Genomic DNA, 12,786 nt, shown 5'->3' on the forward strand with positions numbered 1-12,786 from the left:
ATAGATCCGCCTTTTTCGCGGCGTTATTAGCTCGTTTGGTTGAACCTGCCAAACAAGCTGTAAGTTCAGAATTGACTGAGAGAACCCGTATGATTTCCTATTTATTGCGTGGCGTTGCCACGGGTATGGCAATAGCTGCCGTCGGCGTGGCTCATGGGCAAAGTACCCCCTTAATGTCGTTGTCTAAAACCGTTGAAATAGCCGTTAACAACGATCCATGGTTAGCCGGTAGCGAATTAAGGCAACGAGCCATGTTGTCCAGCAGTGTTGCTGCGGCGAGTCTGCCCGATCCTGTGGTGAGTCTGAGTATGGCGAATGTACCGACGAATGGGTTTGCATTGGATCAAGAGCCGATGACTCAGCTCAAGACTGGCGTGTCACAGGTTTTTCCGCGCGGCGATTCGCTGGCTATTCGTTCGCGCCAACTCGCGCAACAGGCCGCTGAGCACCCGCTCAAACGCGCCGACCGTATTGCCAAAACACGCGTGACCGTGTCTGAAATCTGGTTAGATATCTACCGAGCGCAGCAAAGCATTCGGCTTATTTCGCAGGATCGCGCTTTATTTCAGCAGTTGAGTGATATCGCAACTGCAAACTATTCAGCGGCGGTAGGGCGCGTGCGGCAGCAGGATGTCGTTCAGGCAAAACTTGAATTAACACGTTTAGAAGATCGTCTTGCCACATTAAGTGCGCTGGAAGAACGTGCTGTCGGTCAGTTGATGCAGTGGATAATCACCGATGTATCGGCATCAAACATAGGGAACAGTGCGCAGGGTAGACTGTTGCTGCCTGAGAATTTACCGGATATTCAACCTCTACCGAGTCCTGCGTTGGACGCAATCGAACGCAAAGATTTTGGCGCATTAGCTGAATGGTTAGCGCAGCATCCTTATGTGCGCGCCATTGAACAACGTCTGCTCGTCAGCCAAACCGGTATCGCGCTCGCTCAGGAAAAGTACCAGCCTCAGTGGGCACTCAATGCCAGCTATGCGTTTCGTGATGATACACCTGCCGGAACGAGTCGCGCCGATTTTCTGTCTATTGGGGTGAGTTTTGATGTACCTCTATTTACCGATAAACGGCAAGATCAAGACGTGGCTGCTGCCGTCGACCTATCAGAAGCCCTCAAAACTGACAGGTTACTGGCGCTGCGAGAAATGATCGCTGCCAGCCAAGCACTGTATGCTGAACGTCAACGTCTCTCGCAACGACGAGTGCTGTACCAAGATGAGCTACTTGCGTTAACACAAGAGCAGGCTACCGCGTCACTGAATGCTTACACCAATGATGATGGTGACTTTGCCGAAGTCGTGCGGGCGCGCATTGCAGACCTGAACGCTCGGGTGGATGCACTTGACATTGATGTTGCATGGGCTAAAAACCAGATCCGGCTTCACTATTACTTAAATCCATCTGCCGACATTCCAATAACACACCGCGGAGAACAGCCATGAATACATTTAAAACGTTGATGGTGGGGTGTTTCGTTGGTGCTGTTTTGACGGCGTCCGGCTATGCGCTGCTTTCACCCTCAACGCCAACAACGTCAGCAACACAGCCTGAAGAGCCGCTTTACTGGGTTGCACCAATGGACCCCAACTACCAACGCGATAAACCCGGAAAGTCTCCGATGGGGATGGACTTAGTCCCAGTTTATGCAGAGGCGGAGAAGCAAAACGCTGAGCCGGGTCGCATTAAAATAGCGCCGAATGTGCAGCAGAACCTCGGTGTGAGAATAGCAACTGCGCGGCAGATGTCGCTGCACATGCCGATACGCACAGTCGGTTATGTGAATTATAGCGAAGACACGTTAGTGCATATTCATCCGCGTGTTGAAGGGTGGGTAGAAGCTTTATTTGTAAAAGCAGCCGGTGAATACGTTGAAAAAGGAGACCCCCTGTATGCATTGTATTCACCAGAGTTGGTCAATGCTCAGCAGGAACTGTTGATAGCAAAGCGCCGCGATAGCACTGCGCTGATAGAGGCCGCAAGGGCGCGTTTAGAAACGCTTCAAATGCCGAATGACGCTATTCAATTATTATTATCAACTCAAAAAGTGCAGCAAACCATTACGTTTTCTGCGCCTCAAACCGGTTTTGTCGACAATCTAAACATTCGCGAGGGCTTTTACATCAAGCCTGGCGATACACTGTTCTCTATTGGGGCTTTGAAGCAAGTCTGGATTGAGGCTGAGGTGTTTGAAAGCCAATCGGCATTGGTGAAAGAAGGGCTTCCGGTCACAATCTCGTTAGATTATCTGCCTGGCCGAACGTGGGAAGGCAAGGTGGACTACATTTATCCGTCATTGGAGCAAAGCACGCGTACCTTACGTGTGCGAGTGCGCGTAAACAATGAAGATTATGCGCTTAAGCCGAACATGTTTGCCCAAGTGACATTACACGCCAATGTTGCGTCAGACCATGTGTTTGTGCCATCGGAAGCGGTGATCCGTACAGGCACGCAAAATCGTGTTGTTCTGGCGTTAGGCGATGGGCAGTTTAAGTCAATCGAAGTTGATGTGGGTATGGTTGCCAACGACTTTACCGAAATTAGCGCGGGGTTACGTCAGGGCGATAAGATTGTCACCTCTGCGCACTTTTTGCTCGATTCAGAGAGTAGTATTCGTTCTGATTTTCGCCGTATGCAAAGCGATGAAGCCGATACCCATGAGCATCACGCAGACATTGCCACAGTCTCAGGTGTGATCAACACGGTGGATGAACATACGCGTCTGGTCAATATTTCTCGCGATGCCATACTTAAATGGGATAGACCAGCGGCGACCATGGATTTCAGTATGGCCTCAACACTCGACCCTAAGCAGTTTGTGGTGGGTGAAAGCATTACTTTTACCTTTGAAGTGTCTGATGGTGAATTCAAAATTATCGATATTGATGCTCAGCAGCATGAGCATGATCACGAAGCCCACCATGATCACGGAGCGCACCCATGATTGCTGCAACGATCCGATGGTCAGTCTCAAACCGATTCTTTGTTCTGCTGGCAACGTTAATCATTGTTGGCGGTGGCCTGCTAGCACTAAAGAACACGCCCGTTGATGCACTGCCCGATTTGTCTGATGTGCAAGTGATCATCAAAACCAGCTATCCAGGGCAAGCCCCTCAAGTGGTCGAGGATCAAGTCACCTATCCCTTGACGACAGCGATGCTGTCTGTGCCCGGCGCGCAAACAGTGCGAGGCTTCTCGTTTTTCGGCGATTCTTACGTGTACGTTATTTTTGACGATAGCACCGACTTATATTGGGCGCGAAGCCGTGTGCTGGAATACTTGTCGCAAGTCGCTCCGAACCTACCTGACAATGCGCGCCCACAACTCGGGCCCGATGCAACCGGTGTCGGCTGGGTATATTTATATGCCTTGGTAGATCGAACTGGCAAGCACGACATCGCTCAGTTACGTAGCCTGCAAGACTGGTTCCTAAAGTATGAGCTACAAACCGTTCCCGGCGTGTCTGAAGTGGCTACGATGGGCGGTATGGTAAAACAGTATCAAGTGCTGGTGGATCCTGAAAAATTGCGCGCCTACGGCATTCCGCTGGCGCATGTTCAAACTGCGATAAAACGTGGCAATCAGGAAGTTGGTGCCTCAGTCATAGAAATGGCCGAAGCTGAATATATGGTGCGCGCCACAGGCTATATTGAAAATAAAGAAGACATCGAAACCATTCCATTGGGTGTGAACGGGCAGGGGACCCCGTTATTAGTGCGTGATGTTGCTAACGTTGTACTGGGCCCGCAGATGCGCAGAGGTGTTGCTGAACTCAACGGTGAGGGTGAAACGGTTGGCGGGATTGTTGTCATGCGCTATGGCGAAAATGCGCAGGAAACCATCAATGGCGTCAAGGCAAAACTCGACGCGTTAAAAAAGGGGCTTCCTGACGGGGTTGAGGTCGTCACGGTTTACGACCGTTCTGCGCTGATCACGCGCGCAGTGAATAATCTTGGCACTAAGTTGCTTGAAGAGTTCGCCGTGGTGGCGTTGGTGTGTATCGCATTTCTGTTTCATATGCGTTCATCCTTGGTGGCGATAGTGAGTTTGCCGGTGGGCATACTCGCTGCGTTTATTGTGATGTACGTGCAAGGTATTAATGCCAATATTATGTCGTTGGGCGGGATCGCGATCGCAATAGGTGCCATGGTCGACGGCGCAATCGTGATGATTGAAAATATGCATAAACATATGGAGAAAACCCCACTCACGCGTGAGAACCGCTGGAAAATCGTCGTGGATTCTGCCACCGAAGTGGGGCCTGCGCTGTTTTTCAGTTTATTGATCATCACGGTGAGTTTTATGCCCGTATTCACCTTGGAAGCGCAAGAAGGGCGTATGTTTTCGCCCTTGGCGTATACCAAAACCTATGCAATGGCTGCCGCTGCGGCACTGGCCATCACGTTAGTGCCTGTGCTGATGGGGTATTTCATTCGCGGTAGAGTGCTTGCTGAGCATAAAAATCCGGTCAACCGCATCCTGACCTATTTATACATGCCGGCATTAAAAGCGGTACTGCGCTTTCCGAAGCTGACGTTACTGGCGGCTTTTGGGGTGCTTGTTGTTGGCCTGTGGCCTATTAATAAAATCGGCAGTGAGTTTATTCCGCCGCTGGATGAAGGCGACTTAATTTACATGCCAACCACCTATGCGGGTATCTCTATAGGCAAAGCGCGCGAACTGCTGCAACAAACCCACAAGTTAATCAAAACAGTGCCAGAAGTTGAAAATGTGTTTGGTAAAGTCGGGCGTGCAGAGACCGCGACAGATCCCGCTCCTTTAACCATGATCGAAACTTTTATTCAATTGAAACCTCAGGATCAATGGCGTACAGGGATGACCACGGATGACTTAATTAAGGAACTTGACGCACTGGTCGACTTACCGGGGCTCACCAATGCCTGGGTAATGCCAATCAAAACGCGGATTGACATGTTAGCTACCGGCATTAAAACACCGGTAGGCATCAAAATCGGCGGGCCCGATCTCGCCACTATTCAAACCATTGGGCAACAGCTTGAATCGATTCTGTTCAGTGTCGAGGGAACCGCATCGGTCTATGCAGAACGCGTTGTAGGGGGGCGTTATATTAAGATTGACATTTTACGTGAAAAAGCCGCCCGCTATGGGTTGAACATCGCAGACGTTCAGCAAATTGTTGCCAGCGCTGTGGGCGGTGTCAACGTCACACAAAGTGTAGAAAGGCTTGAACGATATCCCGTCAATATTCGTTATCCTCAGTCGTACCGTTCGTCACCAGAGTCTCTGTCATTGTTACCCATTGTCACGCCGCAAGGTCAACGTATCGCGCTGGGAGACGTTGCGGCCATATCGATTGAAGATGGACCACCGGGTATTAAAAGCGAAAATGCGCGCCCCAATGGGTGGGTATATGTGGATATCAACGACGTCGATATAGGCCGGTATGTGGTAGCGGCGCAGCAGGCAGTCAATGAAAAATTACAGCTGCCTGCAGGCTATTCGGTCACGTGGTCTGGTCAATATGAATACATGCAGCGCGCGAAAGAGAAGCTGTCTTTCGTTGTCCCGCTTACGTTAGCGATTATTGTTGTGCTGCTTTACCTCAGCTTCCGCAACGTGGTTGAAGTTGCCATTATCATGGGAACATTGCCACTGGCGATGGTGGGCAGCATTTGGCTGATGTATTGGGAAGGGTTCAACTTCTCAGTCGCCGTTGGCGTGGGCTTTATCGCACTCGCGGGAGTGGCGGTTGAGATTGGCGTCATCATGCTGGTCTACCTCAATCAGGCGTATAATGCACTTGTCGAACAATGTCGGTCACGTGATCAGCATCTCACCGCCGCAAGGCTACGTAAGGTCGTGTTGTATGGCGCGGGCCGTAGGGTTCGGCCCGTCATGATGACAGCAACCACCATTATCATCGGTCTGCTACCCATCTTGTATGGGTCGGGAACGGGCGCAGAGGTAATGAGCCGCATCGCAGCGCCGATGGTGGGTGGTATGGTCAGTGCAGTGGTACTCACGCTGCTGGTGCTGCCCGCTATTTATTTTTTATGGCGCAAGCGACACATCGTGCGGCCAGCGATGAAGGTTTAACTTGCCATGGCGCGGTAGAGCATCCACAGCCCCGCGCCAATCATAAACAGGTTTTCAGTGAGTGAAATAAAGCCAAGAGGCACATTGCTGTCACCGCCCACACAGGCGCATTTTAAATCGCGTTTATCGATGTAAACGGCTTTAAACACGGATATGGCACCTATGGTTCCGATGAACAGTGAGACCGGGCCGACCAAGAATCCTGACAGGCCAGCAAGCATGCCAATACCGGCAAACGCCTCTGCAAAGGGGTAAACGTATCCGTAGCGAATACTGCGCATGGCAAGCAAATCATAAGTAATAAAGGAGTTTGTAAACGCATATAGATCACGTAACTTTTGCACGGCCAGCATCGACATGCTCAGTGCCACAAAAGTGGTGATGACCTCGACTGAAGCAAGCGCTTCCAGGCTATCTGCCTGAGCGAACACGATAGCCAGTGCCATCAAAAATGCGGTTGCAAAAATAGCAATCACAGGCGTATAAGTGGTACCGGTTTGGCCCGCTTCACCCATGTTGAAATGCTTGCGCAGTTCATCGTAGCCACCAATGCGCTTGCCATCGATAAAAGTTTGCGGCGTGGTTTCGACATCGTGCTTATCTTTGAATTTGTCCGTTTCTTCACGAGAGCGCAGTGTGTGATCTTCGACCTCAAAGCCTTTACGCTCGAGTAAGTCTTTCGAACGCAAACCAAACGGACAAATATGCTCATCGGTGTGCATTCTGTACAACGTTGCTGATTGACTCATAGCTCAACCCCCTATCGGTACTGGTTAGAAGCCTACTATTTATTTCAGTTTTTCAGCGATACAAGTTACGTGCCGTTTGATTGATGCATGTTTTTTACTGCAAATGAAGGAGCGATAGAACGCTTTCTATGACAATATTTTGGTGCAAAGATCATGCCCTAGCATACGCTGATCTGAACCATCAATAGCGGACACTTCGTTAAGCGACATTTAGTCGTTCAAATTTCTCAGGGCTTAGATAGCCCAAAGCACTATGCCTTCTCTTTTTGTTGTAATTAATTTCTATATATTCAAATACATGCTGCCTCATGGTTTCTCGGTTCATAATAGGGTCATATTGGATGGCTTCGACCTTCAGTGAGTGGAAGAAACTTTCGACACACGCATTATCCCAACAGTTGCCTTTACGGCTCATACTTTGTACTAAGTGATGCTCGCTTAATAAATCACGATAAGCATGGGAAGCTATCGCGAGGCCGCGTAAAATAGCTAAGCTAATACATTGGTCAGGTATGTGTACCACTTAACCTACCAACCTTTGCCAAAACTTTGCAGCTGAGAGGTGAACACGTACTTATCCCCTCGGTAAACGCTACGCGTAAATTCTAAAGGTGTGCTATCTGCTAAAAATGTTCGACGCTCGATGCGAAGAACCGGGTCGCCCTCTCGAATAGATAGTAAGCCTGCTTCTGTTTCTGTAGCAATAGAGGCCGTCACTTTTTGCTCGCCATGATCGGGGGCACAGTTGTTAATTTGAAGCGCATGATAGAGCGAGTTTTTGATATTTGATAAATTGGGCAAATACTGGGCTGAGATAATGGCGTTTTCGAAGCCCATTGGGGTTGAGTTCGATAAACGCACTCGTCCTAAGCGGCATACTTCTTGTCCCTCTTCGAGTCGTAACACTTCTGCCTCGTCTGAGGTTGCAGACGAATGTATTTTGACCAACCAAATTGAACTGGGCGCCACGCCCAAATTATTCATCTCGTCAGTAAAGCCCGATAGGTCATCCCCTTTATGCTCAATTCTTTCGCTAATAAAGGTACCAGACCCGTGCTTTCGAAACAGCAAACCTTCGTCGATAAGTTTATCAATGGCCTTTCGTACGGTAACTCTTGAAGCGCCTGTTTTTTCTCGCAGGGCACGTTCTGAGGGTATTGCTTCGCCAATCGGCGCTTGCCCCCTAAGAATTTGTTTTCTTAGTTCATTGGCAATTTTTTGATACAATGGCGACGATGTACTGTTATCTATTTGCATGTCGTCTAAAAACATACTTTTAATAATTAAACTCCCTACACATCGTTTATGATTAATATAGCACGGCTAATTTACGTACAGCTAAGCAAGAGCAGCCAATTTGCCGCCCTTACTTTTATTTATTAAGGTCTAAAACGAAAGGTTACACCGATAGTTCGACCAATAGTGTCGTAATCACTTACAGTACCAAAGAAATTAGCACCCGACTCAGGAAGTGGTGGCTCTTCATCTAACAAGTTATCAATACCGAAGGTTACTTCATAGGCATCTGCAAAGCGATAAGTTGCCGACACATCAAGATAACTTTGTGCGTCAATATCCACATCGTTACTCGGACCTGCTAACACGACATCACCAATATAGCGCCAGCCTAATTGAACAGCTATGTCAGACACTTCAAAGTCAACGGTGGCTCTGTGTCGATAATCGGCTTGTAAAATACTCGCAAAATCGCCTGTACACGAACTACCAAAGGTCCCTTTACAATCTAGTGCAGCAACGGTCGCATTGTTTTGACGACTCTGCTCATCAACAATATTGCCTTGATACGAAAAAGTTACATTTTCAAACGAATCACCTAAGGTACCTAATTGTAGACGTACACCCACATCAAAACCCGATTGTGTTAAGGAAGCTAAGTTAAAATCATTAACCAAAGTTTGGCTTATTAAGCCGGTCGCTGGGTCGCGCAATACTGCACCGCAAAGTGGATTGCCTTCAAAGGGGTCATCTATGTAGCAACTCGTGAGCGCTGCAATAGGTTGAATTTGACTTACCGCATCAGTAATTTCAATATCATAATAATCAAGCGTAATGTCTAACCCTTCAGCAACATCAGGTGTGTACACCACCCCAATACTCGTTGTTTCGGATTCTTCAGGTTGTATGGTGTCATTACCACCAAAGGTGTATAGCGCTGCCGAAGTATCAAATTCAGTACCCGGCGCTGCTGCATTTAAACGTGCACACTGCGCAGCATCACCACGACCATCGAGGCAGGGATCACCGTCAAATCTGCCGCCTAATCGAGGTATAAAGCTTGCGCTTTCAGGATCGAATAACGCTAGCGACAAGCCAACCTCTGGCCCTGCAAACTCGCCTAAATTAGGCGCCCGAATGGCGGTCTGTTGCGTCGCTCTAAAGCGCAGTTGATCATTTACCGCCCAACTAATGCCAAACTTATCAGTGGTCGCGGAATCTACATTCGAATAGTCTGAATTTCGATAAGCCGCTTCAACCGATAATTCTTTTATAAATGGCATATCGCTTAATAAGGGCACGAGTATTTCGCCATAAATCTCTTTCGTATCAAACTCAGCGTCAATTAATGAGATACCGCCTAAACCATAAGCCGTTCCTGACGACAGTGCAGTGCCCGGTGTTTGAGTACCTTGTTCGTCTCGGTATTCATAACCAATAGCAAAACCAATCGGGCCAGCGGGCAGTTCGAAAAAGTCTGCGCTGTCGCCCGACACGGTAAGGTTTATGACCGATTGAATACGTTCGCGGTTTGAGTGAATAATGGGGGAGCTTAAATCACTGAAGTCAGTCGGGCCAAAAATATTGCGTGTGTTAGCGAGCCCCTGAAAATCTTGACGAATGGCGTTATTGTATACTTTTGCAGTACCGTCGGTGCGACCATACTGACCGTAAATATCCCAGCCAATGAAGTCGGTAATATCCCCTCTAAAGCCTAACTGAAATTGGAAGGTGTTGCGTACGGTACGGGTTTCTTGCAAACCCAATCCAAGCCCTTTTTGCACAGCCACTTGCGCGATCCCGTTTTCATCAAACGTTAATAAGTCGCTAACCGCGTCCGTTAAAAATGGGCTGTCTTGACTGATGCTAATGGTTTCGCTAACCGATACTGGCGTTTGTCCAGTCGAGCCTGCGCCTGTTACCCGAACCTGGGTGATCATGGCTCTGCCGTACATTTGAAGGGTATCTTCTACTAAATCATAGTTGAAAAAGACATTGCCTGATAAACGCTCCATGGGTTGGAGCAAAAAGCGCTCTGGTGCGATATCGTCAAACTGCGCTTCATCGACTAAATCGCCTGCGTTATTAAATGCAAAACTATTCCCACTCGCAACATCGGTGAAGTTTCCACCATTGCCGGCAACGTTGGTTGCCGTGCCACGGGTGAAATCTCGGTCGCCAGCTAAAAGTGCTTCTCGTTTTGAATAACCCACATACGCGGTAACGTTACCCCGACCATCATCAAAGCCTGCACCCATGGTAACGTCTAGATTGTAAACCTCTCCTCCACCATCTGTATATTCAAGGCCTGCAGTCGTTTCAAAGCCTTCATATTGGTCGTCTAATATAAAGTTAACAACGCCAGCGACGGCATCTGCGCCGTAAACAGCTGCTGCGCCACCGGTTAAAACTTCAACCCGCTTAATTAAGCCTGCTGGTATGGCATTGACATCAACGGCATTTCTAAAACTAAACGGAACGACGCGCGAACCGTTTACTAGTACTAAGGTTCGGTTTTGGCCTAAACCTCTTAAATCAATTGTACTTGCCCCCAACGAATCGCCAACGGTGGCACCGGTGCTATTTGCGCCTGCTGCTGCTTGCGGCAATTTACGAAGTATATCTTCTACACTCACCACTTGGTCGGTTGCAAGTTGTAGTTCATTCACCGTATACACAGGGCTAGTTGCGGTGAGCTCAGTTCTTGCAATGCGAGAACCGGTAACAGTAATCACTTCGGCTTTTTCTTGCGCCTGCTTATCAGCAGAATTGCTATTTTGTTGAGCGACACTTGGCATACTGGTCAGTAGTGAGCCTGTTAACGCAATTATAATGCCTTTCGCGGTGGGTCTTAATGAGTAAGTTTTCATGTGAATCCCTTTGATAGTGTAAGGTCGTTATTTTTTTATGTGTGTGACAATAAGAATCATAAAGTCTCAAGGTACTAATCCACTCAGTAAATAAAGCACTGGCATTAAGCCAACACTCAACTTGTATCTTAGTTGTATTGAATATAATTTAGCCGCATTATAAATGTCAAACAACTATTTTACTCTCGCGCGCTTGGGATTCATGCTTACTGTATTGTTGACCCAGCTTATCGATAGGTGGTATTTTTTCTTTAGAAAAATAAATACCAATTTTAATACAAGTTTTTATGCTCTCTAAAAGCACAAAAATTGTCTGCGTCGGAAACCACACAGTATGCATTCCCATATTGATAAACTCTATAAAATTGCAAATAAACCAAAGCGCATTATTGTCGGTTTGATGAGTGGTACCTCTTTGGATGGTCTTGATGTGGCGGTGTGCGACATCTCTGGCTGCGGCACGGCGACCAAATGCGAGGTGAAGCGTTTTATCACCCTAGATTATGACGACGATTTTCGATCCAAGGTTAAAACGGTTTTTGCAAAATCGCACGGCAGTATTGAAACACTTTGTTTACTCAATGCTTGGATTGGCGAGCAACATGCCATGCTAGTAAATAAGGCGCTACAGATTTTTGGTTTGTCAGCATCAAGCGTCGATATAGTCGCCAGCCATGGTCAAACGATTTACCACTGCCCCAAAAGCCAGCATCAAATTGAAGCTTATCCCAACGCCACGTTGCAAATTGGTGATGGTGACCACATTGCAGTGAAAACAGGCATTATTACGGTAAGTGATTTTAGGCAAAAGCATATTGCCGCAGGGGGGGAAGGTGCGCCTCTAGTGATGTACGGGGATTATCTATTGTTTAATTGCCCTAGCGAACATCGAATGTTATTGAACATGGGCGGTATTGCCAATTTAACTTTCATACCTCAAAACGCCAGTTTCTCGCATATTTTTAGCTCAGATGTAGGCCCAGGCAACACCATGATGGATGCTTATATTCAACAGCATTTTGTAGGCCAGTATTATGATAAAAATGCACAGCTAGCGTCTAAGGGCGAGGTCAATAAACACTTACTTGATGAGTTACTCAGTTCTTCTTTTTTATTCCAAGATGCCCCCAAAACAACCGGCCCTGAGGTATTTAACTTGTCGTATTTAGCTGCGTGTAAAAAGCAAGCTAAATGCGAAACACTCAATCACGCTGACACTATGGCCACATTGTGTGACTTTAGCGCCAGCGCTATTTCCGACTTTATTGCTAGGCACACCAAAGGCCTGATGAATGTGCATGTTTACACAAGTGGGGGCGGCGTACACAACCCTTTGCTAATGACTAAAATTAAGCAAAAATTAAGCGTTTTAAACACAAATATAACGATGCAAAGTATTGGTAAGTTGGGAATAAACCCCGATGCAAAAGAAGCGGTATTATTTGCACTTTTAGCCAACGAAACCTTGTGTTCCGATAGCGAGTTTTTAAAAAAAGCAAGCGACCATCCGCACGTCACTTTAGGTAAGATCAGTTTTCCTGACTAATAACGATAGAAAAGGAATAAACGTGCCATCAATTGTAACTGTACGGCCAGCACACCTTAAATCTAGCAGCAGTTAAGGCAAACTATTGAGATAGCAAACTTATAACAGGATCTCAATCGTTGGACATTCAAGTTGATTCAGTAGGACGACGAGCTTTTACGCCACAGTGGAAGATGGATATCGTTCATCGAGCCACGTCATCATCGCGTTCAGTATCTCTAATTGCCAGAGAAAATAATATTAATACGAATCAGGTGTTTCGCTGGGTGCGGGAAGCTAAGCAGGGGCAAGCGCGTTG

At 47.5% G+C, this 12,786-nt stretch carries 8 protein-coding genes and 1 pseudogene; 5 read left to right on the top strand and 4 right to left on the bottom strand.

Going from position 1 to position 12,786, the window contains the following annotated elements; all coding sequences use genetic code 11:
- The first annotated feature begins 89 nt into the window (after positions 1–89).
- Genes KIU71_RS14635 through KIU71_RS14645 form a run of 3 tightly spaced genes read left to right on the top strand, consistent with a single transcriptional unit; the run spans position 90 to position 6,087 of the window.
- Positions 90–1,454 (top strand): TolC family protein, encoded by a 1,365-nt coding sequence (locus tag KIU71_RS14635; protein ID WP_250207529.1) that lies wholly within the window; start codon positions 90–92, stop codon positions 1,452–1,454.
- A complete protein-coding gene (locus KIU71_RS14640) occupies positions 1,451–2,953 on the top strand; it encodes an efflux RND transporter periplasmic adaptor subunit (RefSeq protein ID WP_214132037.1) in 1,503 nt (500 codons plus the stop codon). Before KIU71_RS14635 ends, KIU71_RS14640 begins: the two co-directional genes overlap by 4 nt.
- Positions 2,950–6,087: an efflux RND transporter permease subunit gene (locus KIU71_RS14645; RefSeq protein ID WP_214132038.1), complete on the top strand. Its 3,138-nt coding sequence runs from the start codon at positions 2,950–2,952 to the stop codon at positions 6,085–6,087. The genes KIU71_RS14640 and KIU71_RS14645 overlap by 4 nt, the downstream gene beginning before the upstream one ends.
- Here the strand turns inward: KIU71_RS14645 and KIU71_RS14650 are convergent.
- The 4 genes and pseudogenes from KIU71_RS14650 to KIU71_RS14665 form a co-directional block, all read right to left on the bottom strand.
- Positions 6,084–6,836 (bottom strand): MauE/DoxX family redox-associated membrane protein, encoded by a 753-nt coding sequence (locus KIU71_RS14650; protein ID WP_214132039.1) that lies wholly within the window; start codon positions 6,834–6,836, stop codon positions 6,084–6,086. The two genes, KIU71_RS14645 and KIU71_RS14650, sit on opposite strands and share 4 nt — an antisense overlap.
- Positions 6,837–7,035: 199 nt before the next feature.
- Positions 7,036–7,317, bottom strand: a pseudogene (locus tag KIU71_RS14655) (IS3 family transposase); the annotation flags it as partial.
- A gap of 47 nt (positions 7,318–7,364) precedes the next feature.
- On the bottom strand, positions 7,365–8,108 hold the full coding sequence (locus KIU71_RS14660) for a GntR family transcriptional regulator (protein WP_214132040.1): 744 nt from the start codon (positions 8,106–8,108) through the stop codon (positions 7,365–7,367).
- Positions 8,109–8,215: 107 nt separating this feature from the next.
- Entirely contained in the window at positions 8,216–10,942 is a 2,727-nt protein-coding gene (locus tag KIU71_RS14665) for a TonB-dependent receptor domain-containing protein (protein ID WP_214132041.1), read from the bottom strand.
- 334 nt (positions 10,943–11,276) lie between these two features.
- Here KIU71_RS14665 and KIU71_RS14670 point away from each other — a divergent pair, with 334 nt between their 5' ends.
- Both KIU71_RS14670 and KIU71_RS18130 read left to right on the top strand, forming a co-directional pair.
- Positions 11,277–12,488: an anhydro-N-acetylmuramic acid kinase gene (locus tag KIU71_RS14670; protein WP_214132042.1), complete on the top strand. Its 1,212-nt coding sequence runs from the start codon at positions 11,277–11,279 to the stop codon at positions 12,486–12,488.
- Positions 12,489–12,607: 119 nt separating this feature from the next.
- Positions 12,608–12,786, top strand: a 179-nt coding sequence (locus tag KIU71_RS18130; protein ID WP_390881904.1) for a transposase, incomplete at its 3' end; no start/stop codon positions are given.

The organism is Alteromonas oceanisediminis (assembly GCF_018474025.1).
Classification (GTDB): domain Bacteria; phylum Pseudomonadota; class Gammaproteobacteria; order Enterobacterales; family Alteromonadaceae; genus Alteromonas_E; species Alteromonas_E oceanisediminis.

Excerpts from the sequence above, each read along its gene's own strand:
- KIU71_RS14635 (WP_250207529.1), top strand. The coding sequence starts at position 90 with ATGATTTCCTATTTATTGCGTGGCGTTGCCACGGGTATGGCAATAGCT.
- KIU71_RS14640 (WP_214132037.1), top strand. The coding sequence starts at position 1,451 with ATGAATACATTTAAAACGTTGATGGTGGGGTGTTTCGTTGGTGCTGTT.
- KIU71_RS14645 (WP_214132038.1), top strand. The coding sequence starts at position 2,950 with ATGATTGCTGCAACGATCCGATGGTCAGTCTCAAACCGATTCTTTGTT.
- KIU71_RS14650 (WP_214132039.1), bottom strand. The coding sequence starts at position 6,836 with ATGAGTCAATCAGCAACGTTGTACAGAATGCACACCGATGAGCATATT.
- KIU71_RS14660 (WP_214132040.1), bottom strand. The coding sequence starts at position 8,108 with ATGTTTTTAGACGACATGCAAATAGATAACAGTACATCGTCGCCATTG.
- KIU71_RS14665 (WP_214132041.1), bottom strand. The coding sequence starts at position 10,942 with ATGAAAACTTACTCATTAAGACCCACCGCGAAAGGCATTATAATTGCG.
- KIU71_RS14670 (WP_214132042.1), top strand. The coding sequence starts at position 11,277 with ATGCATTCCCATATTGATAAACTCTATAAAATTGCAAATAAACCAAAG.